The organism is Wolbachia endosymbiont (group A) of Clivina fossor, assembly GCF_964026865.1.
Taxonomy (GTDB): Bacteria; Pseudomonadota; Alphaproteobacteria; order Rickettsiales; family Anaplasmataceae; genus Wolbachia.
On record NZ_OZ034707.1, the window covers coordinates 733,227 to 757,899 of the forward strand.

A 24,673-nucleotide genomic window follows, 5' to 3' on the forward strand; every position below is an offset into this window, starting at 1 on the left:
ATGAAATATGATTTTAAAAGTGTTGAAAAATTTTATCAAGATAAATGGGATTTTTCTGTAAGCAAGAATAGTGAACAAGAGAAATGTTACGTATTGGAGATGTTTCCATATCCATCCGGTAAAATTCATATGGGGCACTTACGTAACTATGCAATAGGAGATGTGATAGCGCGTTACAAGAGAGCTCGTGGATTTGAGGTTTTGCATCCAATTGGCTGGGATGCGTTTGGATTACCAGCTGAAAATGCAGCAAGGGACAATAATATTAGCCCTGAAACATGGACAAAAGAGAATATAGATAATATGCGTACACAGTTGAAATCTATAGGTCTTTCTTATAATTGGGAGCGTGAACTCTCCACATGTGAGCCTGATTACTACAAACACGAACAAAAATTTTTCCTGGATTTTTTAAAGCATGGGCTTGCCTATCGAAAAGAGTCATGGGTTAACTGGGATCCAGTGGACCAAACAGTGCTTGCAAATGAACAGGTGGTTGATGGAAAAGGGTGGCGATCAGGTGCAGTTGTTGAAAAACGTAAGTTGTCCCAATGGTTTTTAAAGATTACTGATTTCGCTGAAGACTTACTCAAGTGCCTGCAAAGTTTGAAAAATTGGCCAGAAAAAGTCAAAACAATGCAAGAGCGCTGGATAGGAAAATCCGAAGGGGTCACCATAGAGTTTGAAATAGTTGGTCTAAATAAGAAATTAAAGATTTTTACAACTTATCCTCATACTTTATTTGGGGCTTCTTTTTGTGCAGTGGCAGCAGAGCACCCTATTGTGCAGGATTTAAAAAATAAAGAAATACAGGACTTTATCGATAACATAAAAACAAATGGGGAGAATGATGAAAAAATAGGAGTTTACACCGGATTAAACGTTAAGCATCCATTTCTTGATAAGGAATTGCCGCTTTACATAGCGAATTTTGTGTTGATGGAATATGGGGAAGGCGCGATTTTTGGTTGCCCTGCACATGATCAGCGTGATTTTGAATTTGCACAGAAATATAATTTGCCGATTATTCCCGTAGTTCGTGAAGAGGGTGCACAAACTATAGAGACCTTGAAGGTCGTTGATGGGATAATGTTTAACTCTGAGTTCTTAAACGGATTAACGGTAAGTAGAGCAAAGGAAGTAATCATTAAAAAGTTCAAAGAAAAAGGGATAGGTGAGAAAACAACAAACTATCGTTTACATGATTGGGGAATTTCGAGACAACGTTATTGGGGATGCCCTATACCTATAATATATTGTAAAGATTGTGGAACTGTGCAAGTGCCAGAAAAAGACCTTCCTGTAGTTCTACCTGCAGATGTAGAATTTACAAGTGGTGGCAATCCGCTGGATAAGCACCCAACTTGGAAGTTCGTTGATTGCCCAAAATGTGGAAAGCAAGCAGAGCGTGAAACTGATACATTCGACACCTTTTTTGAGTCTTCCTGGTATTTTGCTGCATTCTGTAGTGAAGATAAATCAATAGACAAAGATGCATGTAATCGTTTTATGCCTGTTGATTATTATATAGGTGGGATAGAACATGCAATTCTGCATTTGCTTTACTCACGATTTTTCTGCCATGCTTTAACCAAATGTGGCTATTTTGCTATTAAAGAGCCTTTCTCTACTTTAATCACTCAAGGAATGGTCTGCCATGCAACTTATAAAGACGAAAATGGTAAGTGGCTATTTCCCGCAGAAGCAAAAGAGTTGATTGCACAAGGAGCTAAGGTTCAAGTGGGCAAAGTTGAAAAAATGAGCAAGTCGAAAAAGAACACAGTTGATCCAAATTTTATCATAGAAAAGTATGGTGCTGATACTGCTCGCTTGTTTGTGTTGTCCGACACTCCTCCAGAAAAAGATATGGAATGGTCCGATGATGGCGTGGAAGGTTGTTCTCGTTATGTAAATAAATTGTGGCGTATGGTCATGCAGCTGAGACCTGTAAATATACACTATGATAATGAAAGTATTACGGGTGGACTTCTAGAGTACAGAAAAAAAATTCATAAACTCTTACACGGACTTACAGATGACTTGGAAAACTGCAGATTAAACTGTGTAGTGGCAAAATTTCGTGAGATGACGAACTTAATAGCTGAAATAGATGTAAAAACTGGAAAATCTCTTATTGATGAAGGTATATGTATATTAATCAGAGTAATCGAACCATTCATACCACATCTAGCTGAAAGCCTATGGCAAGAAATAGGAGGTCAACCTTGGCCAAAAGCTGATGAATCATTATTAGTTGACGATACGGTAACTATAGCAGTGCAAATCAATGGAAAATTACGCACAACAATAAAGGTAGCAATTAACTTACCTCAAGAAGAATTGAAGAAAATAGCGATAGACTCTGTGTCCAGTAAGATCGGTCAAAGCAAAGTTCGCACTGTATATGCTGTACCAAATAAGATAGTAAATATAGTTATATAAAAAATCCGAGTGTATCTGTTCAGGCAATGGCGTCAACTTAAGGGAAAATATCAGTGATAGTGTATAAAATTTCTCTCTAAAATTTTTACCATTAAATTACCCAAAAGCTGCAATAAACAGCACTTTTGTTTCTGTTTTATAGTATTTTCAAAAGCGAATGATAAAGGTATAATATATTCTATACTGAGAATATGCACGAGCTCCAAGAGGAGAAAAAATATATGCTGATGTTCCAGGAAAAAAGCGGGAAAGAGTGAGTATAATAGGTGGATGGATTGAAAAGAAGTTTATTGCACCAATGACCTTCACAGGAGGGTGTAATAAAGATGTATTTAATGTATGGTTAGAGCGAACCACAATTGCAGCGTAATACAACCATAGTTATGGATAATGCTACATTCCATAAAACTCCCAAAACAAAGTCATTAATAGAGTCTTTTGGCTGTCATTTGCTTTATCTTCCAACATATTCACCTGATCTAAATCCGATAGAGCATTGTTGGCACACCATCAAAAGTCGCCTCAGACCTCTAATGCATCAATGTACAGACTTACACCTTTTAGTTGGTAATACCATTTTAGACGTTTATCATTCGTTTTAGAAAATACTATAACTGCTAACATTGTTTGCTTTTATGCCTTGCCTCAGGCAACATATCTTTGCTTAGAAAGAAAGCAATAGCTCTTGCATCATGCTTGTCTGTTTTGTGTATAGAGCGGCGCACAACTTCAAACTGTCCGGGAGCGACTATTACCACACGCTTAACGTAAGGTGAAACTGCATCATAAAAGAAACAGCTATTGCCTGTTGCTTCTATAGCCACTTTATCTGTTTCTTGAAGATTTTCGATAAAATTATCCAAGTCTTTTAAGCAAAACGTTTGAATATACTCTGGCTTCCCTTCTTGCAGATAACAAGCAGTAAAGCTATTAGTATAACTCCAATGTGACGCATTTTTTCCTCCAATTGCATATTTCAATATATCAGAGTACCGGTTGTTCCAAACTCCTATACGAGGTCATCACATTTTGTGAGCCTCGCCGGTGGCAGAATCTGGGTCACGAGGTCTTCTTCCTACACTCCATGTAAGAGCAGAAAGTGCCTCAAAAGAAGTACCAACCTGCCACCTATCCACTCTGAAAAGTTATTATCTTCTCTTGCTTTCAACCAAGCAATACTTATTCATATCATCTGGGTAAGGTCACAGTCATATAATAAAAGACCAAGGACGTAAGTATTTCTTTCCTTTTGCAGAAGAATATTGTCACTTATTTACTTAACAATTCAAAAAACTTGAAAGAATAAAGATAGCTATTGAAATTATCTTGATTTACATCAGTTATCCAAGTTTGACATTGAATACTTAACACTTCCTCTATTAACGCCTTTCTGTAATGTTTATCCAGATGAGACATTATATCATCAAGTAGAAGAAGTGGTGCCTTATTGTAATGAATACACCTTGCTTTTACACTGGATAAAATAATAGAAAGCAGTAATAACTTTTGTTCTCCAGTGGAGCACAGATTTATTGGTACGTTTCTTTTTTGACAAAAAACCCGAAAATTATCGTTATGCACACCAAGGGTTACTCTACCAGTCAATGAATCTTTTTCTCTGTTTTCCTTTAGACGATTCTGAAAATATTCTGCAGTATCGTCCAAAGTTAGCTGGCTGCTGAATTTCAAACTTGCCTTCGGAAAAAGCTTACTGGAATGGTTATCAATTGTATCTTGTAATATTTTTAAAACAGACGATCGCATATGTAAAATACTAACTGCATTAACGGCCATTATGTTTTCAAGACTAGAGAACCAGTTTTTGTTCAAAATGTTCTCCCTCAATAGTTTACTTCGCTCATGTTTAGCTTTTCTATATTTCATGTAGCAGCAAGTGTAATTTTCTTCAAACAGTGAAACTATACGGTCTAAAAATTTTAATCTGTCACTTGGAGAATTAAGAAGAACATAGTCCATTTGTGGAATCAGCCATATTACATTGGATATCTTATACAGAGATGAATAACTTGATTGCGTTTTTCCATCAATTTGTATTAGTTTCTTATCAAAACTCTTTGCGATACCAATTGAATTAAAATCCGTTCCATTAAAAAAATCATAGTGCACTACCCAATCTTCATTACTGAATCTATTTTGTATCTCACTGGCTTTTGCTTTTTTCATTCCATTGCTTTTAGCAAGCAACGAGATTGCTTCAAGTATATTAGTTTTACCAATACCATTTTCGCCAGTTATTACAACTGAGCTATCATCTGAATCCAGTTCAAAGTTTGAGTGGCTACGAAAATTATGTAATTTCAACTTTTTGATGTAGCAATGGGTAGCCATTAACCTATTCTTTAGTTTACATTCTCCTTACTTCTTCCAGAACCTCATCAACATGCCCACTAACTTTTACATTTTTCCAGATCTTCACTACTTTACCTTTTTTATCTATTAAAAAAGTAGTGCGCTCTATTCCCATATACTTTTTGCCAAACATACTTTTCTCTACCCAAACACCATATTTTTCCAACATTTCAGCATTCTCATCAGAAACTAAGGAAAATGGCAGAGAATATTTTGCTTTGAAGTTAGCGTGGCGCTTAACACTATCTTTTGATACACCAATTATCACTGTGTCAAGGGAAGAAAAATCATCTATTTTATCTCTAAAACCTTTTGCCTCCATCCTACAACCCGGAGTATCGTCTTTAGGATAAAAATAAAGAACTACATTTTTTTTATCAAAAAATTCACTCAATGATAAATTTTCACCAGAATCTGTTGGTAAGCTAAAATCAGGTGCATTATTTCCTACTGCTAATTCCATACCTTGCTCCATTAATAACACTTTTATGGTATTATAGTAATATGGTACATTATTTCCTACTGCTAATTCCATACCTCGCTCCATTAATACCACTTCTGTGGTATTATAGTAGTATGGTACATTATTTCCTACTGTTAATTCCATACTTTGCTCCATTGATAACACTTTTATCTATAGTAGTATATTGTAGTCAGAGTATCAAATTTTATATATAGCTAACAGATAAAGATTCTTGATGGGGGCTTATTGATAAGTTTCTGCCTTGTATCTTGTAAAAAGCATCTAATGCTTTAAGCTTAAGCATTGTAAGTCATGTTCATTAGTTTCCTCATCTCTTATAGTATGGCTAGATATATAATTGGATTTCTTAGGAAACAAAATACAATTTGAAATCGCAATAAAGAAGACCTTCTTTAAATTAGTGTATCTGCCAGACTATCTTGAGTAAACTTTACCAGCATATGCTTGTGCGCGTTTTTCAAAGCCCTTGTCGCGAGCGAGCTGCATTTCGACCACAAATGCAGCCTTGTAGAGAGGAGTATCATCACCATTGGTCTTAGCATTAATATCAGCCCCTTTTTCTACAAAATATTTCACTGCATTTAAATTACCTTGCTTGGCAGCTAAGTGTAAAGATGTGTTGCTATATTCCTCTATAACTTGCTCTTTTCCTGTTTCAGTAGACAAAATTTGTTTGAGATCATCTATAAAATCTTTTAAATCTTCTATATCACCTAAAAGTTCCCTGGCTGTTTCTAGAGTTTGCTCCTGTCCACGTTTTATACCTAAGTACCGATTAACTACCTGTAAACCACGCTTCCAACCCAATTTATCTACCAGCCGATATGCACGATACATAAGGACTACTGAGTAATATATACCTCTTCCCATATCTCGCTTTGAACGACGAAGTTCACCCGTATTATCTTCGCTTAAACTTATAATATCATTTATTAATCTGCTTATTTCTTCATGACTAATTTTATCATTAAGATTTCTTTGCTTTAAAACACCAGACTGTAATAGCTGAAGAATAATGTCTTTTTTAGTAGTATTACTTGATTGTTGTTGATTCATGTGCACTTTACCCTCCCTTAAGTATAACTAAAGATCACCCACACTATAAAAACTAAATGGTTGTAAACAATTTATGTAAATGCCAAATATAGACTAGCTTATAACGCAGATATTTTTAGTGTCAACAATTTTTTTCCATGTTGATTAGAAAATTGATTTTATTGCAAGCATCGAACAGACGAAATCTGTCAAATCAGAAAGAAACACACAAATTTAAGTTTTTAGTAGTTTTCAAGTATAGTTGTACAGGGAGCGCCTCTGCAGTTATGACCGACATTTTCAATGGTGCCTAAGTGCCCGTATGCAAGCATGGTTTTGGAAGGAACGGTCAAATCATTGATGGAGTCATTTAGACTACCTCGGTTAGGAGATTGTACTATCAACCGTTCCAAGCTGAAGCGTTTCCCTGTTACAAATTATATGTAGGAGTTACCATGAAAAAAGCAAAAAGTAAATTAGAAATAGTGAATCCTAATGCAGCAGGAATAGACATTGGTTCAGCTGTACACTATGTGTGTGTACCTGAAGGAAGAGATGAACAACGCGTTCAGAAATTTGGCTGCTTTACTGAAGACCTTCATAACTTAGCACAGTGGTTGAAAAAGTGTAAAGTTACAACAGTAGCTATGGAATCAACAGGAGTATACTGGATTCCTTTATTTCAAATACTTGAGTCATACAAATTCGAGGTAAGATTGGTAAATGCACGGCATGTAAAGAATGTACCTGGTAGGAAGTCTGACGTTCAAGATTGCCAATGGCTCCAACAACTGCATAGCTACGGACTGCTTCATGGATCGTTTAGGCCAGATAATCAGATGTGTGTATTGCGCAGTTACGTGCGGCAACGCAAAAATCTCACTGAAAGTGCATCTACACATATTCTGCGTATGCAGAAGGCATTAATTCAAATGAATATACAATTACACAAGGTTATTAGTCATATTACTGGGATAACTGGTATGAAAATCATTGAAGCTATAATTGAAGGCGAAAGAGATTCTGAAAAATTAGCAGAATTCAGGGACGTGCGAATGAAAAATGATCAGTCTACTATTGCAAAAGCGTTAGCTGGTGACTATAGAGAGGAACACTTATTCACGCTAAAGCAAGAATTTGAATTATATAATATTTATCAAGAAAAAATAGCAGAATGTGATAGAAATATTGAAGCCTATTATAAAACGTTTGAAACAAAGTCTTGTGAAAGCAAACAGCTAAGTAAGCAAAAGAATAAAAATAGCAAAAGTAAGCCAAGCTTTGCTTTGTATGAGGAACTGCACCGAATAACTGGTATGGATTTCACTAAAATTCCTGGATTTGATGTATTAAGTATACAAACCATAATTTCAGAAGTTGGTATAAACCATAGTAAATGGCCAACAGAAAAGCACTTTTCGTCGTGGTTGGGACTCAGTCCTGCTAATAAAGTTACAGGGGAAAAAGTGTTTAACACAAGAACACGTAAAGTCATTAACCGTGCTGCGAATGCTTTGCGAATAGCTGCTCATTCTGTAGGAAATAGTAAAAGTGCGTTGGGTGCATACTACAGAAGATTGAAAAAACGACTAGGAGCACCAAAAGCAATAACAGCTACTGCAAGAAAAATGGCATGCATATTTTATAGTATGCTCAAATACGGACAGGAATATGTAGAAAAAGGAATGGAATACTATGAAACACGCTATAAAGATAGAACTGTAAAAAATTTGATCAAAAAAGCGAGCGAATTTGGCTACATATTAGTTCAACAAGAAGAGTTAGTTGAGTGAGTTTCTTAGGAGAAATCACGTAGTTTATTTGAAACTAGCATTAAAAGAATCACATCAACCACAGTAGGCATGTAACGTACAGCAAGGAGAAAAATTATCTTGAAGATTTGTGGTATATTGCCACTGTTTTTGCAATTTTATCATGAAAAAACTGCTTTCGTTTGTCAAATATTGCAAATATAAAAATTAGTATTATAGCTGTAAAGGCTAAGTTTGTTAAAGGATAAAACCACCATTTAGAAATATACTTATCAAGCAAATCAAAAAATATATTCATCGTGAATATAGAATCCAATATCAAAGTAGTAACTTCAAACAAAACACATCTGATTGCTGCTTGCATTAGGGTAATATTTCCAAGTGTATTTGCATCTTTTATGTGAATACTGCATAATAATTGTCCTGGAGTACCGCTAAATCTTCTTATCATGTATACTCCAAATACTATTGGTAGCAAAAAAGATAAGCATGTGTCTAATAGTTCAGCTCTAACAGGGTCAAAAGTCATTTCTGCAAAATAGAAAAAGACTAAAGAAATACCCGTAATAATAAAACGGTCAATAATGTATGCTACCACGCGCCTAGTTATTCCTACATAGTTTAAATTTAAGTGACATTCTTCAGGTTTATAGTCTATCACTACCGTGTTTGCAATTTTGTCGTAGAAAAACTGCTTGCGTTGGTCAAATATTGCAAGTAATAGGGCCAATATTGGTAAAACTAAAAACCATTCAGAAATATAGCTGGGTACCCACAAAAATACCTTAAAACTACTCCTTACTGCTGCTTGCGTTAGAGTAGCGTTTTTAATTTTGTTTGCATCTTTTATACATATACCACATAAAAATTTCCCTGGAGTCCAGCCAAATTTTGTTATCATTAATGCTTCTAATACTACAGACATTAGTGCTCCTAACACTGTATCTTGTACTGACATAAAGGTTGTATAGGAAAGAACAGCATCAAATAGGTCAGCATTGGACAAATCAGCGTAGGGTGATCTGTTTAATGTGAATAAAAGTAATAAACCAAAAATTAGATAAAATATCATTTGGTCAACTACATACGCTGCAACGCGTTTAGTAATTCCCGCATAGTTATCCATTTTTGTATCCAACACGATTGCCTAACATACCAGACTAGCAGTTAAATAATAGTAAATTTGTACTCCTTGTCTTCTTCTTGCTTTCAACCAAGCAACCTGGGTAAGTTGATCTATTTCATTTATTGGCACAAGTTTAACTTTTGCGTGTCTGCTGACCTGTATAACCCCTTAGCTGTTTGAGAGAGTTCACAGAAATACTGTACATTTTAAAAAAAATCACTCTGAAGCGTGCTTAATTTCAATAGCATCCACCCCATTCTGCTAGTACTCATGTCCTACGATGCCCTACTTGCCTTGAGTGCGTGCTTTTAACCCGAATTCTAGATTAGAAACAGTTTTTAGTTTGAAATCAAATCCTCATATTGCTTGCTAAGCTTGTATTTTCTTCCTCTGTTGGAAAAGTCTACAACCTCAATAAATCCCATTTCTACCCACTTTTTACAAAGCTGAGCACTGGTGCGAGGCTTAAAATTAAATAATTTGCCTACTTGACTAGCTGTAATCATGGAAAATTCCCCAAAGAGCTCAAGAGCCCTACGCTGTTTAGGATCAAGTTTACGTATAAGATCAGTCTGGTCAGTTCTGTGCCCTTCCTCGTTTATACGCTGTAAAACATTCTCAAATGCAATTGCCACACCTTCCACAAAATAATCTATCCACTTGGTAATATCTGCTTCAGCTCTTCCCATGTAATAGTTGTGCGATGGACCTATACTGATTGCTTCATAATACGCTCCTAGATTCTTGGCATAATATTCTTCCAATGAATAAAGTCCTTTTAGGTCATATCCACCAAGGTGTAAAATTAATGTAGTCAACAATCTTGCAGTACGACCATTACCGTCATAGTAAGGGTGAATTGTTACAAATTGATAATGCGCAATACCTGCAATAATTGGGCAAGGCACTTGCTCACCGTCACGAATCCAATCAATCATATTGCTCATGAGCTTTGGTACATCCTTTGCTTCAGGTGGCATATAAATTATTGCACGTGTACGGCTATCACGAATAACGTTTTGACCATCACGATAAGGTGTTGGTTTTATTTTAGATTTTCCACTTGCTATTACTAGAGCATGTAGTGTTTGAACAGCTTTCTCAGTAATGGGTATTCTCCTTGCTGCCCATTGTTCAATTCGAGTTAAGGCTGCATAATATCCTTTAACCTCATTTTCATCTCTCTTATACCTTGGGAAGTGACCTTTATGCTTTAAAATCTCTTCAATCTGTTTAGGTTCAAGTCGATTTCCTTCAATCATAGTAGAGTAGTGTGTTGTATAGAGCCTTGCAGTTTCACGAAGAGATGAAAGCATTGATACAGTGAGTGGTAAATGTAACACTTTTTCCTTTGCTGCTTCAATCCTCATAAGACAACCAGCGATTTTGGAGGTAATTGTATAATTTGGTGTAAATTTTATCGGCATAATATCTGCATTACATTACTTCTATATTATGCTGATAAAATGCAGATAATGCAACATTTGCAAATCTAAATACTGTAGATTACTTTCTGGATAGTTGATCTATTTCATTTATTGGCACAAGTTTAACTTTTGCGTGTCTGCTGACCTGTATAACCCCTTAGCTGTTTGAGAGAGTTCACAGAAATACTGTACATTTTAAAAAAAATCACTCTGAAGCGTGCTTAATTTCAATAGCATCCACCCCATTCTGCTAATAAATTTGAGCACTTTTCTTCAAAAGGGAAGGAAGAAAGTTTAAGCTAATCAAGTAAGGTTTCTGTTATTCCAGTGTGTAATACCAATTCCTAAAAATAAATAGACGAATAAAGAAAAATTTCTAAAATAGAATAATTTAAGAATTAGTGGGGAGTTATGGCAGGAAAAAGTAAAGCAATAGGAGAAGAATTATATAATAAGTGTAACCTGGAATTAAAGAAGCACGGCATAAGAGGAGAGATAGGAAGAAGATTACAGGCAATAATATCTGCAAAAGAATATGGAATAACAAAAGTTGTTCAAATATACCGAATTACTAGAACTACATTGATGAAGTGGATTACAAGATTTAAGGAAGGAGGAGTCAATGCGTTTAAAATATAACCAGGACGTGGAGTAAAGCCGAAGTTGAGCTACAAGCAGCAAGAAGAAATTAAAAATGTCATAGCAGAAGAAGGAGCCAACCTAACGGCTAAGAAATTAAAAATCATAATTGAGAAAATGTTTTCTATTGAGGTAAGTAAGTCTACAGCACATAGACTGATGCAAAAGTTAGGTTTTTCGTATATTACTCCAAGGCCTGTGCACAATAAACAGGATAAAAATAAACAAGAAGAGTTTAAAAAAAAATCTTAATGAAACTATTGTCACGTATCCCGAAAAAGAGCTATTTTTCTTCGATGAGTCGCGGTTTGGCACACATTCAAAGATTGGACACGGGTGGTTTAAAAAAGGCATTAGGACACAGGTTAAGGTAAAATTAGGTAGGCAAAACTTTTATCTCTATAGTGCAGTTAATCCTAGAAATGGAGAGAGTTCTAGCTTATTCGTACCAAACGTCAATACTGATTGTATGAATATATTCCTTGAGCAGATGTCACAATATTTAGGAACAAGGGAGGCATTTCTTGTTGTGGATTGTGCAGGATGGCATAGATCCAAAGGTTTAAAAATACCACAAAATATTACCTTAATCTATTTACCTCCATATTCACCAGAGTTAAATCCAGTAGAGCGTTTATGGCAATATTTGAAAGACAATCTCATTAAAAATAGAATATATGACTCTGTTAGTTTATTGGAGGATACTGTATGTGCATTCATTCGTAATATTACGGAAAGTTCGATCAAAACCATTTGTTCTGTGAGTTATTTGCCTACTTATTTATGAGATTTGGTATAACATTGGAATAACAAGATTTGACATTAACCGTTGATAATCGGAATATTAGTAGAGTAGAATTACTCAAAAAAGCATGCATAAATATGACGTAGTAGTAGTAGGTGGTGGTCATGCAGGGTGCGAAGCTGCTGCTGCGGCAGCTCGCCTTGGTGCAAACACGCTGCTTATAACTCATAAAATTTCAACTATAGGAGAAATGTCCTGCAATCCAGCAATTGGAGGAGTTGCAAAGGGTGTTGTAGTCAGGGAAGTTGACGCTCTTGATGGAATAATGGGAAGAGCAATCGATCAAGCAAGCATACACTCAGTCATTTTAAATAGCAGCAGAGGTGCAGCAGTATGGGGACCACGTGCACAGGCAGACCGAAAATTATATAAGCAGGCAATACAGGAAATTATTCTAAATTATAACAATTTGACGGTAAAAGAAGAGTCAGTTGACAATTTTCTTATAGAAAGTAATGGCAATGGAGAACCGTGCATTAAAGCTGTAATGATAAGCTCAGGTGAACGTATACCAACAAGTAAAGTCGTTCTAACTACAGGGACTTTTCTGCGGGGTGTGATTCATATAGGAGAGCAAACAACTCCTTCAGGAAGAATGGGAGATAAGTCTGCAGTAGAACTTGCAAATACGTTGAAGAGATATGATTTTAGATTAGGTAGACTGCGTACCGGAACTCCACCAAGGCTTGATCGTAATACTATAAACTGGTCAATATTGCAAGAACAAGTGGGTGATAACCCACCTGTGCCGTTTTCTTATCTCACAGAAAAAATTAACCAACCTCAGGTATCATGCTTTATTACCCATACTAATGAAAATACGCATAAAATAATTAGAGAAAATCTTCATAGGTCAGCTTCTTCGTATTTGGATGACATTGTTGCACCAAGATACTGCCCATCCATTGAAGTTAAAGTTAATAAATTTGCAGAAAAAAGTAGTCACCAAATATTTTTAGAACCAGAAGGGCTGGATGATGATACTGTATACCCAAACGGAATTTCAAATTCATTGCCTGTTGAAGTGCAAAATGAAATGATAAAGAGTATCAAAGGACTTGAAAACGCAGAAATATTGAGGTCTGGATATGCAGTTGAGTATGACTATATTGATCCACGAGAACTAAGCCATACTCTTGAAACTAAGAAAATTAAAGGTCTATATTTTGCTGGCCAAATTAATGGCACCACTGGATATGAAGAAGCAGCAGGGCAAGGAATTATCGCCGGAATTAATGCAGCACTCTCTGCATCTGAAAAAAAAGAAAGCTTTGTTCTTCACCGCACAGATTCATATATCGGTGTAATGATAGATGATTTGGTCACCAAAGGGGTGATCGAGCCTTATAGATTATTTACCTCACGTGCAGAATATAGGCTAGCTATCAGGTCAGACAATGCGGATAGAAGATTAACACAAAAAGGTTATGATATTTCCCTTGTTTCGCATGAGAGATACTCTGTTTTACAGAATAAACTTAAATCCATTAAGCAGCTTGAAGAGAAGTTAGGGAGTCTGACGATTACTCCTGAGCAGCTTAGGTCTTATGGTATTAAAATATCTTATGATGGGATAAGAAAAACGGCACTAGATTTACTCAGCTATCCAAACATCGACTGGAATAAATTACAAGAAATATGGCCGGAGTTAAGCAGCATCACGCGCTGCACAACGGATACTGGATCCTCTTCCGTCATCTCAGGACACTCTCATATCATCCGAGTAGCTGACACTAGGATCCAGGAAAAAAGCAGCGTTACGCGCTGGAATGACGCCGCAATGGGTAGCATAACTAAGAATGAAATATGCGAAGCAGTTGAAATTGAAGCAAAATACAAACCTTATCTAATAAGACAAGAAGCAGATATGAAGTTTTTACGAGAGGAAATTAACACTCAAATTCCAATTGATTTTAACTATTCACAAGTTAAAGGCCTGTCAAGTGAAGTAATAGAAAAGTTGCAGACGATAAAACCAGCGACGATTGGCATTGCAAAGCAAATACAAGGCATCACTCCCGCAGCGATAGTGAGCATATTAGTGTACCTTAGGAATAAGAAAACGAAAGTAGCTGCTAGTTTTGCGTGAGGTATATGTCAAAAATCGAAGAATTTCGTTCTTTTATGTGTGAAACAAATGTTGACGCATTTATGTTGCATACTAAAGATGAATATTTAAATGAGTATTCAGAGGAGCTAACAAAGCTGTGTGGCTTTACAGGAACAAATGGGCTACTTATCGTTACAAAAGACAACAAGTGCCCATTTTTTACGGATGGACGCTATATCACACAAGCTCGCAATCAGCTCGATCGGGGCAATTTTCAAGTATATAATATACAAGAAGAGGATCCACGCGAATGGGTAAAAGCAAACTTAACATTGACCACCTCACTAGGTTACTATTTGCAATATTTTACCATAGAAGATATAAGAAAGTATGAGAATATCTGTAAATTAATACCCTGTTTAGCTGGAAAAAAAAGTGACTATCGAAAACAAGCAGTGGTTTTACATTCTATTAAATATGCTGGTGAAAGTAGCAAGAATAAATGTGAAAAAGTCGCTAAAAGCATAGATAAAGAAGCTGAAGCAGTGCTTTTAACTGATCCAAATTCAATTTCATGGCTATTAAATTTAAGAAATGAAAATGCCAAATATACTCCATGTATATTGGGCCGTGCTATATTGTATAAAAGCGGTAATGTTGATTTGTTTATTCAAGATAAAGAACATTCAACTATAGAAGCAAATTTAGGCAATCATATAAATATTTTTGATATTAGTGAGCTAGAAAATTCGCTGCACAAGCTAAATTCAATAGTTATAGATCCAAACACAACTCCAATGAGTATCATGGCTGTAATAAAAGATAAACAGGTAGCTGAAAGAGAAGATCCTTGTCTAATTTATAAAGCAGTAAAAAACCAAACTGAAATAGCTGGGGCTATAAATGCGCATATCAGAGATGGAGTGGCAGTTACAAACTTTCTACATTGGCTTGAAAGTAATGTTGGTACAGAACTTGAAGCTGAAGAAAAGATTTTAGAATACAGAAAAGAACAGAATTTGTTTAAGCAACCAAGTTTTCCAACAATTTCCGCATTTAATGAAAATGGTGCAATAATTCACTATCGTGCAAGCAGTAAGACGAATAAGGTAATTCAGAAAAGTGGACTATATTTGATTGACTCTGGTGGCCAATACCTTAATGGCACAACTGATGTGACAAGAACTGTAGTGGTTGGTAATCCGACTAGTGAGCAAATAACCCACTATACAATAGTATTGAAAGCTCACATTGCTATAGCAAGTGTCATCTTTCCTTCTGGCACTACTGGTGGAGAATTGGATATATTGGCACGTACGCATTTATGGAAATTTGGAATGGACTATATGCATGGTACAGGGCATGGAGTAGGAAGTTACCTATCAGTACACGAAGGACCACAAGCAATATCAAAGGGCAATAAAGTGAAACTCACGCCAGGAATGATACTTTCCAACGAACCTGGTTATTACATTCCGGGAGAGTATGGAATAAGAATTGAAAATCTGATGTATGTCGACAGACAAGAAAATAGCTTTTTACATTTCAAACAACTGACCTTCATTCCATATGATAGAAGGCTAATAGATGTGCAAATGCTTACTAAAGATGAAATTGAATGGATAAATAGCTATCATCAATTTGTCTATGAAAACTTAGAAAATAGCGTAAAAGATAAGGAATGGTTAAAGAAGGTATGTGACCATTTGTAAGCAAAGGAGCATTTTTTATTGTTTAAAAAGTATTAATGCAATTGTGATAGGTATTTTGTATTGTTTTTAATTTAAAAACGATATATAATAAAGAATACGTATTTTTAGGTAGACATATTATGATAGACAAAGGACAAGAAGATGAATTTATGAAGCAGTATATGGATACTTGCAAAGAGCAAATAGAAAAATTAGCCAAGGATCCTGAATTGCTTAATCAGACTTTAAAACCATTTATGCAAATGTCCCAGCAGCTTATGGCTGGCGGTATGTTAGAAGGGGCTATGCCTGGCATGGTACCTGATTTGGGTAGTATGGATGTTAACAAGATGATTGCTCAGATGAAGGAAATGATTGACTACATAAGAGGTAACTATAAGGAACTAATGAAAGAGCATAGCTCGCAGATTCAAGAGCTTGATGAATCCAGTAAAAAGCTAAGAGGCTTAGTTAAAAAATTGATAGAAAAGATCGAAAGTAAATAAACAATATCTAACGCAAGTCTCTTCTGTCACTCTATGCACAGCTGCATAAGTGTCTAGTGACCTTACCCAGAAAAAGTAGAGAGAAAGTTAAGACGTTTTTGGAGTAAAATAAAACGTTTTTTCAAAATATGGCAAATAGAAGCAGCAGGATTCAAATTAGAAGCTGTTAAGCTGGTTAAAGAAACAGAAGTAAAAAAATAGCAAAAGATCTAGGCATAGATGGCAGTATGTTAAGTAAATGGGTAAGAAAATATGATGGAAAAATGTCAGAAGCATACGCATTTCCAGACAAAGGCTCCTTATGACAAAGAAAGATTTGATCTAAAAAAAGAACTAGCAAGAGTAACAAGAGAAAGAGACATTTAAAAAAAAGCCCTGGCCAAACAAAAAGAGTAAAGTATTCTTTTATATAGAAATTGCTATAAAATACAGGAACTATGTAGGGTTTTAGACATATCTGCTGGTGGTTATTATAAATGGGTTGCTAAGGGAAAAAGCAGTAAGGAATTAGCAAGAGATGGGCTTCTAGCAGATATTCAAAAAAAGCATCCAAATGCAGATCCCTAAAATTCACGCTGAATTAAAAGCTTTAGGCAAAAATTAAAACAGTACAAAGTGTTATGCAAGCATCGAACAGACGAAATCTGTCAAATCAGAAAGAAACACACAAATTTAAGTTTTTAGTAGTTTTCAAGTATAGTTGTACAGGGAGCGCCTCTGCAGTTATGACCGACATTTTCAATGGTGCCTAAGTGCCCGTATGCAAGCATGGTTTTGGAAGGAACGGTCAAATCATTGATGGAGTCATTTAGACTACCTCGGTTAGGAGATTGTACTATCAACCGTTCCAAGCTGAAGCGTTTCCCTATTACAAATTATATGTAGGAGTTACCATGAAAAAAGCAAAAAGTAAATTAGAAATAGTGAATCCTAATGCAGCAGGAATAGACATTGGTTCAGCTGTACACTATGTGTGTGTACCTGAAGGAAGAGATGAACAACGCGTTCAGAAATTTGGCTGCTTTACTGAAGACCTTCATAACTTAGCACAGTGGTTGAAAAAGTGTAAAGTTACAACAGTAGCTATGGAATCAACAGGAGTATACTGGATTCCTTTATTTCAAATACTTGAGTCATACAAATTCGAGGTAATACCAATTCCTAAAAATAAATAGACGAATAAAGAAAAATTTCTAAAATAGAATAATTTAAGAATTAGTGGGGAGTTATGGCAGGAAAAAGTAAAGCAATAGGAGAAGAATTATATAATAAGTGTAACCTGGAATTAAAGAAGCACGGCATAAGAGGAGAGATAGGAAGAAGATTACAGGCAATAATATCTGCAAAAGAATATGGAATAACAAAAGTTGCTCAAATATACCGAATTACTAGAACTACATTGATGAAGTGGATTACAAGATTTAAGGAAGGAGGAGTCAATGCGTTTAAAATACAACCAGGACGTGGAGTAAAGCCGAAGTTGAGCTACAAGCAGCAAGAAGAAATTAAAAATGTCATAGCAGAAGAAGGAGCCAACCTAACGGCTAAGAAATTAAAAATCATAATTGAGAAAATGTTTTCTATTGAGGTAAGTAAGTCTACAGCACATAGACTGATGCAAAAGTTAGGTTTTTCGTATATTACTCCAAGGCCTGTGCACAATAAACAGGATAAAAATAAACAAGAAGAGTTTAAAAAAAAATCTTAATGAAACTATTGTCACGTATCCCGAAAAAGAGCTATTTTTCTTCGATGAGTCGCGGTTTGGCACACATTCAAAGATTGGACACGGGTGGTTTAAAAAAGGCATTAGGACACAGGTTAAGGTAAAATTAGGTAGGCAAAACTTTTATCTCTATAGTGCAGTTAATCCTAGAAATGGAGAGAGTTCTAGCTTATTCGTACCAAACGTCAATACTGATTGTATGAATATATTCCTTGAGCAGATGTCACAATATTTAGGAACAAGGGAGGCATTTCTTGTTGTGGATTGTGCAGGATGGCATAGATCCAAAGGTTTAAAAATACCACAAAATATTACCTTAATCTATTTACCTCCATATTCACCAGAGTTAAATCCAGTAGAGCGTTTATGGCAATATTTGAAAGACAATCTCATTAAAAATAGAATATATGACTCTGTTAGTTTATTGGAGGATACTGTATGTGCATTCATTCGTAATATTACGGAAAGTTCGATCAAAACCATTTGTTCTGTGAGTTATTTGCCTACTTATTTATGAGATTTAGTATAAGATTGGTAAATGCACGGCATGTAAAGAATGTACCTGGTAGGAAGTCTGACGTTCAAGATTGCCAATGGCTCCAACAACTGCATAGCTACGGACTGCTTCATGGATCGTTTAGGCCAGATAATCAGATGTGTGTATTGCGCAGTTACGTGCGGCAACGCAAAAATCTCACTGAAAGTGCATCTACACATATTCTGCGTATGCAGAAGGCATTAATTCAAATGAATATACAATTACACAAGGTTATTAGTCATATTACTGGGATAACTGGTATGAAAATCATTGAAGCTATAATTGAAGGCGAAAGAGATTCTGAAAAATTAGCAGAATTCAGGGACGTGCGAATGAAAAATGATCAGTCTACTATTGCAAAAGCGTTAGCTGGTGACTATAGAGAGGAACACTTATTCACGCTAAAGCAAGAATTTGAATTATATAATATTTATCAAGAAAAAATAGCAGAATGTGATAGAAATATTGAAGCCTATTATAAAACGTTTGAAACAAAGTCTTGTGAAAGCAAACAGCTAAGTAAGCAAAAGAATAAAAATAGCAAAAGTAAGCCAAGCTTTGCTTTGTATGAGGAACTGCACCGAATAACTGGTATGGATTTCACTAAAATTCCTGGATTTGATGTATTAAGTATACAAACCATAATTTCAGAAGTTGGTATAAACCATAGTAAATGGCCAACAGAAAAGCACTTTTCGTCGTGGTTGGGACTCAGTCCTGCTAATAAAGTTACAGGGGAAAAAGTGTTTAACACAAGAACACGTAAAGTCATTAACCGTGCTGCGAATGCTTTGCGAATAGCTGCTCATTCTGTAGGAAATAGTAAAAGTGCGTTGGGTGCATACTACAGAAGATTGAAAAAACGACTAGGAGCACCAAAAGCAATAACAGCTACTGCAAGAAAAATGGCATGCATATTTTATAGTATGCTCAAATACGGACAGGAATATGTAGAAAAAGGAATGGAATACTATGAAACACGCTATAAAGATAGAACTGTAAAAAATTTGATCAAAAAAGCGAGCGAATTTGGCTACATATTAGTTCAACAAGAAGAGTTAGTTGAGTGAGTTTCTTAGGAGAAAATGGCATTAAAGCCAAACTTAGACGAAGGTTCAAAAATAAAAAACAGCAAATAAGCAACCGAGTTGTGGCTCCGAACACATTGGATCAAAAATTCACCACTGATCAGCCAAATAAAGTTTGGGTAACCGATATTACTTATATAAAAACCAAAGAAGGATGGCTATATTTGGCAGGATCTATATTCACGCATGGTAGTTAATGAGCAGTTCAATAAATAAACAATTGATTATTGACTCTTTATTGATGGCCGTTAATAAGCACAAACCCGATAAAAATCTGCTGTTACATAGCGATCAAGGGTCACAGTATACCTCTCAAAATTACCAATTTCTATTGAATACAAAAAACATCATTTCCAGCATGAGCCATAAGGGATGTTGTTACGATAACTCTGTTGCAGAAAAGTTCACTCAAAAGGGAGCTGCTTATTGATACTTCTCGCTCAACAAACCAGAACTGCCATATTTGAATACATAGAAATCTTTTATAACAAACAACGTAGGCATTCTACTATTAATTATTGCATTCCTGCACAATTTATTCTCATGACAAAAACGTCTTAACTTTCTCTCTACTTTTTCTGGGTAAGGTCAGTCTGAAAGAACGAGAAAATTAATAGAAAGTGTTGGATGTAAAGTTTTATTTTTGCCGCCATACTCGCCTGATTTAAATCCAATTGAGAAGTTCTGGTTTGCCATCAAGCATGCCATAAAAAAAAGCGCTGCCAAGCTTTTGGCCCGATATCAATTCGGCTATTGATTTTGTTTTTCAGCACTCGGGGAAACCTTACTTAGGTTAGCTATATACAGCATATTTATAAGTATAATAAGATTATATTAAAATTTACTTACTTATTGATATGCTTAATTAGGTATAGACAAAATGTCATATGAGATGGCTTTGTTAGCTGCTTTAGGTGGTGATAAATGGATAGTCAAGCAAAATTACATTTGTAACTTTACTTGACTTGTCCGTTTTTTTATATCTTTATTACAATCATAACCTCTAGCCCTAAATTACACCTCTTGCTGTATTAGATGGACGTAGAACAGGACCCAATTTTGCGTTTAGTTGTTCTGGAAGACTTTCTAAAAGATCCATAACTAGTTTTGGCTGCTCAGGCTCAGCAGAATCAAGATTACTGCTTGGTTGTGAATCTTTCGGTTGCACGGTAGAGCAAGCTTCTTCGTATGATGGTGGTTGTTGTACTTCTGAAAGATTTGGGTACAATCTTGGCTGCTTAGGTCCATCGTATGGTGGTGCCGAAGGTTTTTTACCATAATCGCCTACTTCTGTTTCTTCTTGTTCTAATTTCTTCACATCTTCAGTATTAGTTGCTTTATCTACATATTTTGGTCCTTCTATAAAGTCTTGCATTTCTTTTGCAAAACTATGCTCTAGATAACAACTTGCTAAGTAAGCTACACCTGCTATTATAAGTGCTAACGTTGCAACAACCAAAAATGGAGTTGCTGTATACATAAGAGCCTCTAAAAAACCACCACCTTTAGTCGTTACATCAAATGCCATCAATGCTATCAATGCTATCAATGGAACAATCAATAAAGACATTGCGACAAAACCAGAAGTACAAAGTGTACGATATACTATTTTATTATAATGCTTTATTTTCTTTATTTTACTGTTAAGGCTTTGATATATTTCGTGAATGTTAGTGTTGTTAACATAATCTTCTAGTTCTTCTGAAATCTCAGCCTCTAATTCTTTAACATCATTTTTTAGTATAGAATAGTATTTTTGCTTCAATTGAACACTCAATACTGATTTACCACCATCCAGAACATTTAAAATATCTTTTTTGCATAACTCAATTTCTTTAGAAATTTCAGAATTGTGTTGTAGCTGAGCTTCTTGTATATCTTGATCCATTTTGGCCTGTAATTTTTTACTGATCTCACCAAAATCTTTGGATAAATCCCTATGAGCAAGATATTTTAATATAACAGGTAAAGCTAGTGCATTTCCTCTATAAAGTGAAGATAAAAGCTGCAAAGCGAAAGAATTAGGTATTGCTTCTCTTGGTAGAGTTAAAGTTAAAGTTGAATCGTAGGGATACTCGATAACTAACTTTACTGAAGAATCTTTGAATCCTTTTCGATCATCTATATGAAATACCCTTTCAGCAAAGAAGTTTTCTAATTTCTCAAAAGGACAACAGTTTTTCTCTAATTTTACTTTTATAATACTTCTTAACATCGTAACCTCATTAATTATTTTATGCACGCAGTTTAACACTATTTTAATTACTTGTCAAGAAAGTGTAATTATTAACTATAATATTTAATTAATAAAGCTTTGTTTTTTTAATAAAAAGCAATCTAAGAAACTCTCATCGCTGCCTTTTTGTTAACAGTGGTATTAGACTTCAAGTTACTGCAAAAAATGTTTTAAAACATAATTGACTTTATCTAGTTAATACTCCAAATTATAAAAAACAGATAGTTCTATGACAACAAGTCTATTACAAGGCAAAAAGGGATTAATAACCGGAATAATAAATAAGAGATCAATAGCATACGGTATAGCAAAAACTCTCTCAGAGCACGGAGCAGAACTTGCAATCACCTACCAGAATGAAATAATAAAAGAAAAACTATCACCAATAGCAGATGAATTAAATGTGGAGCTAATATTACACTGTGACGTTTCAAATGAAAAAATCATAGATAACGCTTTTGAAATAATAGAGAAAAAATGGGGTACTCTTGACTTTTTGGTACATGCAATAGCATTCTCCGATAAAAATGAGTTAGATGGTAAATATGTCAATACTTCACTGAATAACTTCCTCAATGCAATGCATATATCGTGCTATTCTTTCACTGCTTTAGCGCAAAGAGCTGAAAAAATGATGTCAGGTGGTGGTAGTTTACTTACTTTATCTTATTATGGCGCTGAAAAAGTTATGCCAAATTATAACGTTATGGGTTTATGTAAAGCAGCACTTGAAGCAAGTGTAAAATATATAGCATGTGATCTCGGGCCACAAAATATCAGAGTAAATGCAATTTCCGCTGGTCCAATCAGAACTTTAGCATCTTCTGGAATAAGCGATTTTCACTTCATATCAGAATGGAATAGAAATAATTCTCCGCTTAGACGCAATGTTACAATAGAGGATGTTGGCAAGGCAGCGTTATACTTATTAAGCGACTTAAGTAGTGGCACTACTGGAGAAATTTTGCACGTCGATTCAGGATATAACGTTGTGGGAATGAAGGTGATTGACTAACAAAGCACTAGTTCCTTCGGGTTCATACACAACTCTATCAGGAGTTTTGTGACTGTGATTGCAGAAAACATCGAACATAAAATTCCTATTGATAAAGTGACAGAAAAGCCTCTAATTGCTCCGCTGCCAATAATGAACATTATTCCTGCAGCAATGAGTGTTGTGATATTTGAATCCAGTATTGTCTTTATAGCGTTTTTAAACCCTTCTTCAATAGCACGTTCCACTCTCTTGCCAGATTTGATTTCCTCGCGAATTCGCTCAAATATTAAAACATTTGCATCCACCGCCATACCGACAGTGAGTGCAATACCTGCAATTCCAGGTAAAGTTAGAGTTGCTTCAAGCAGAGTGAGAATTGATAATATAAGAATTACATTAGAAAAAAGCGCAACAGAAGCTAATATACCTAATTTGCCGTAAGTGATAATTATAAATAAAGCCACGGCTATAATAGAGATTGTTGCTGCCATTTCCCCTGCCTTTATTGATTCTTCTCCAAGGCTTGGGCCAATGTTTTTTTCTTCAATTATTTTAAGTGGTGCTGGCAGTGCTCCAGATTTTAAAAGTATTGCAAGTTCGCTTGCTTGTTTTTCAGTGAAATTACCGCTAATTTCTCCCTCTCCATTTAAAATTGGCTCACGTATTGTAGGTACTGTTAAGACTGTGTTATCCAGAACAATTGCAAAAGGTTTTCCCACATTTTCTTTAGTGATTTTCGCGAATCTTTTACTCGCTATGCTGTCAAATTTAAAATGCACTGTTGGTTTACCTAAGTGACCAAATCTAACTGATGCGTTAACCAGCGAATCGCCACCTATTTCAGTTTTGCGGAATATTGGATAAGAATTACCTAAAGAATCCTTGAGCATGACAGTAGTTTCGTGATCTATATCCTGCACCTTGGCTATGTTAGTGTTTGCCAAATGAAAAGCTAGCTTAGCAGTTTTGCCAAGCAGAGATTTTATCTGCTCGGTGTCTTCTACTCCAGGCACCTGCACTAATATTTTATTCTGCCCTTGTTTTTGAACGCTGACTTCCTTTGTGCCAAGTTTGTCCAAACGGCGCTGGACATTGTTTATTGATTCTGCAGCTACTTCACTGATCAAAGAATTTTTATAATGGGGTTTATACGAAATGAGAATTGAAGAATCTTTTCTATTTAGCTCTAAATTTGGATTTATCGCATTAATCAACACAGATGCTTTTTTATAATCATCAATATTATTTAAAGTTACAATTACTTGTTCGCTATTTTGTACGTTAGATTCAATATTTTTTGTTAGCAATGTCTCTTTTATCTCACCTGCTAGCATGCCTAGCTTTTCCTTAAAATAGAAGTCTAAGTCTATGTTTAGAAGCAAAGATGCCCCTCCTTTCAGGTCAAGGCCTAAGTTTATTCTTTTTTTCGAAATAAAAAGCTTATTATCAAAGAAATTTGGCAGCGTTATGTATAAAGCAAATAAACAGATGCATAATACTGAAAAAGATTTGACTATAAGCCTGTTGTACATAAGTTGTAGGTTTAAAATTGCAGTGTAAGTTAAAAATAGATTTTTGTAAAATTCTCTGTTGCCTAAATAACCTATCCAAGTAGCTATAGAAACGAAAAACTTCCTTGACAAGTTTCGCCAGCCCCCTTATCATGATGTGTATAACAATGTTACAAAAAATAATATCATAGAATTCAGTAGGATTATTCCTAGGGTGTTTCTATGTTCCA

General features: G+C 35.3%; 18 protein-coding genes and 7 pseudogenes. 16 read left to right on the plus strand and 9 right to left on the minus strand.

Going from position 1 to position 24,673, the window contains the following annotated elements; all coding sequences use genetic code 11:
- Both leuS and AAGD99_RS08995 read left to right on the plus strand, forming a co-directional pair.
- Positions 1-2,442 carry a leucine--tRNA ligase gene (gene leuS / locus AAGD99_RS03825; RefSeq protein WP_341822636.1) on the plus strand — a complete coding sequence of 814 codons (2,442 nt, stop codon included), beginning with the start codon at positions 1-3 and terminating at the stop codon, positions 2,440-2,442.
- 217 nt (positions 2,443-2,659) lie between these two features.
- A pseudogene (locus AAGD99_RS08995) lies at positions 2,660-3,044 on the plus strand (transposase).
- 18 nt (positions 3,045-3,062) lie between these two features.
- On the opposite strand, the pseudogene AAGD99_RS03830 reads toward AAGD99_RS08995, so the two are convergent.
- The 5 genes and pseudogenes from AAGD99_RS03830 to AAGD99_RS03850 form a co-directional block, all read right to left on the minus strand.
- Positions 3,063-3,410: pseudogene (locus tag AAGD99_RS03830) on the minus strand (IS110 family transposase); the annotation flags it as partial.
- 301 nt (positions 3,411-3,711) lie between these two features.
- Positions 3,712-4,791, minus strand: a complete 1,080-nt coding sequence (gene recF / locus AAGD99_RS03835; protein WP_264328634.1) for a DNA replication/repair protein RecF — start codon at positions 4,789-4,791, stop codon at positions 3,712-3,714.
- Between the two features lie 16 nt (positions 4,792-4,807).
- The gene (gene bcp, locus AAGD99_RS03840; RefSeq protein ID WP_264688477.1) at positions 4,808-5,275 is read right to left on the minus strand and encodes a thioredoxin-dependent thiol peroxidase; all 468 of its coding nucleotides are present in this window, start codon (positions 5,273-5,275) and stop codon (positions 4,808-4,810) included.
- Positions 5,276-5,578: 303 nt separating this feature from the next.
- Positions 5,579-5,794, minus strand: a pseudogene (locus AAGD99_RS03845) (PD-(D/E)XK nuclease family transposase); the annotation flags it as partial.
- 9 nt (positions 5,795-5,803) lie between these two features.
- A pseudogene (locus tag AAGD99_RS03850) lies at positions 5,804-6,352 on the minus strand (ankyrin repeat domain-containing protein); the annotation flags it as partial.
- A 434-nt stretch (positions 6,353-6,786) separates the two neighbouring features.
- Between AAGD99_RS03850 and AAGD99_RS03855 the strand changes: the two are divergent.
- Positions 6,787-8,124, plus strand: a complete 1,338-nt coding sequence (locus AAGD99_RS03855; RefSeq protein ID WP_264704179.1) for an IS110 family transposase — start codon at positions 6,787-6,789, stop codon at positions 8,122-8,124.
- A gap of 94 nt (positions 8,125-8,218) precedes the next feature.
- On the opposite strand, the gene AAGD99_RS03860 is transcribed toward AAGD99_RS03855, so the two are convergent.
- A complete protein-coding gene (locus AAGD99_RS03860) occupies positions 8,219-9,229 on the minus strand; it encodes an RDD family protein (protein WP_341822637.1) in 1,011 nt (336 codons plus the stop codon).
- Positions 9,230-9,567: 338 nt separating this feature from the next.
- Entirely contained in the window at positions 9,568-10,656 is a 1,089-nt protein-coding gene (locus AAGD99_RS03865) for a Fic family protein (protein WP_341822638.1), read from the minus strand.
- 411 nt (positions 10,657-11,067) lie between these two features.
- Between AAGD99_RS03865 and AAGD99_RS03870 the strand changes: the two are divergent.
- From AAGD99_RS03870 to AAGD99_RS03915, 11 genes and pseudogenes are all read left to right on the plus strand, one after another.
- Positions 11,068-12,082 (plus strand): annotated as a pseudogene (locus AAGD99_RS03870) (IS630 family transposase).
- Positions 12,083-12,167: 85 nt separating this feature from the next.
- On the plus strand, positions 12,168-14,189 hold the full coding sequence (gene mnmG, locus AAGD99_RS03875; RefSeq protein WP_341822639.1) for a tRNA uridine-5-carboxymethylaminomethyl(34) synthesis enzyme MnmG: 2,022 nt from the start codon (positions 12,168-12,170) through the stop codon (positions 14,187-14,189).
- Between the two features lie 5 nt (positions 14,190-14,194).
- Entirely contained in the window at positions 14,195-15,862 is a 1,668-nt protein-coding gene (locus AAGD99_RS03880) for an aminopeptidase P family protein (RefSeq protein WP_341822640.1), read from the plus strand.
- Positions 15,863-15,981: 119 nt separating this feature from the next.
- Positions 15,982-16,347, plus strand: coding sequence for a hypothetical protein (locus tag AAGD99_RS03885; protein WP_096641498.1), 366 nt, complete (start codon positions 15,982-15,984; stop codon positions 16,345-16,347).
- Positions 16,348-17,240: 893 nt separating this feature from the next.
- Entirely contained in the window at positions 17,241-17,522 is a 282-nt protein-coding gene (locus AAGD99_RS03890; RefSeq protein WP_341822641.1) for an IS110 family transposase, read from the plus strand.
- A 53-nt stretch (positions 17,523-17,575) separates the two neighbouring features.
- A protein-coding gene (locus AAGD99_RS03895; protein WP_341822214.1) for an IS630 family transposase occupies positions 17,576-18,590 on the plus strand; the annotation gives its coding sequence in 2 pieces (ribosomal slippage) (positions 17,576-18,040 and positions 18,042-18,590; 1,014 coding nt in all).
- A 2-nt stretch (positions 18,591-18,592) separates the two neighbouring features.
- Positions 18,593-19,681, plus strand: a pseudogene (locus AAGD99_RS03900) (IS110 family transposase); the annotation flags it as partial.
- Complete coding sequence (locus tag AAGD99_RS03905; RefSeq protein ID WP_341822642.1) at positions 19,678-19,896, plus strand: transposase; 219 nt, start codon at positions 19,678-19,680, stop codon at positions 19,894-19,896. The pseudogene AAGD99_RS03900 and the gene AAGD99_RS03905, both read left to right, overlap by 4 nt.
- Positions 19,896-20,129 carry a DDE-type integrase/transposase/recombinase gene (locus tag AAGD99_RS03910; protein WP_341822643.1) on the plus strand — a complete coding sequence of 78 codons (234 nt, stop codon included), beginning with the start codon at positions 19,896-19,898 and terminating at the stop codon, positions 20,127-20,129. Before AAGD99_RS03905 ends, AAGD99_RS03910 begins: the two co-directional genes overlap by 1 nt.
- Entirely contained in the window at positions 20,126-20,260 is a 135-nt protein-coding gene (locus AAGD99_RS09000; protein WP_353272951.1) for an IS3 family transposase, read from the plus strand. The genes AAGD99_RS03910 and AAGD99_RS09000 overlap by 4 nt, the downstream gene beginning before the upstream one ends.
- A 43-nt stretch (positions 20,261-20,303) precedes the next feature.
- Positions 20,304-20,456 (plus strand): annotated as a pseudogene (locus AAGD99_RS03915) (transposase); the annotation flags it as partial.
- 252 nt (positions 20,457-20,708) lie between these two features.
- Here AAGD99_RS03915 and AAGD99_RS03920 read toward each other — a convergent pair.
- A complete protein-coding gene (locus AAGD99_RS03920) occupies positions 20,709-21,914 on the minus strand; it encodes a hypothetical protein (RefSeq protein WP_341822644.1) in 1,206 nt (401 codons plus the stop codon).
- Between the two features lie 250 nt (positions 21,915-22,164).
- Between AAGD99_RS03920 and AAGD99_RS03925 the strand changes: the two genes are divergently transcribed.
- On the plus strand, positions 22,165-22,950 hold the full coding sequence (locus AAGD99_RS03925; RefSeq protein ID WP_341822645.1) for an enoyl-ACP reductase: 786 nt from the start codon (positions 22,165-22,167) through the stop codon (positions 22,948-22,950).
- Here the strand turns inward: AAGD99_RS03925 and secD are convergent.
- Positions 22,947-24,314: a protein translocase subunit SecD gene (gene secD, locus AAGD99_RS03930; RefSeq protein ID WP_341822646.1), complete on the minus strand. Its 1,368-nt coding sequence runs from the start codon at positions 24,312-24,314 to the stop codon at positions 22,947-22,949. The two genes, AAGD99_RS03925 and secD, sit on opposite strands and share 4 nt — an antisense overlap.
- On the opposite strand from secD, the gene AAGD99_RS03935 reads away from it, so the two are divergent.
- Positions 24,301-24,492: a hypothetical protein gene (locus AAGD99_RS03935; RefSeq protein ID WP_341822647.1), complete on the plus strand. Its 192-nt coding sequence runs from the start codon at positions 24,301-24,303 to the stop codon at positions 24,490-24,492. The genes secD and AAGD99_RS03935 overlap by 14 nt on opposite strands.
- Positions 24,493-24,673: the final 181 nt, after the last annotated feature.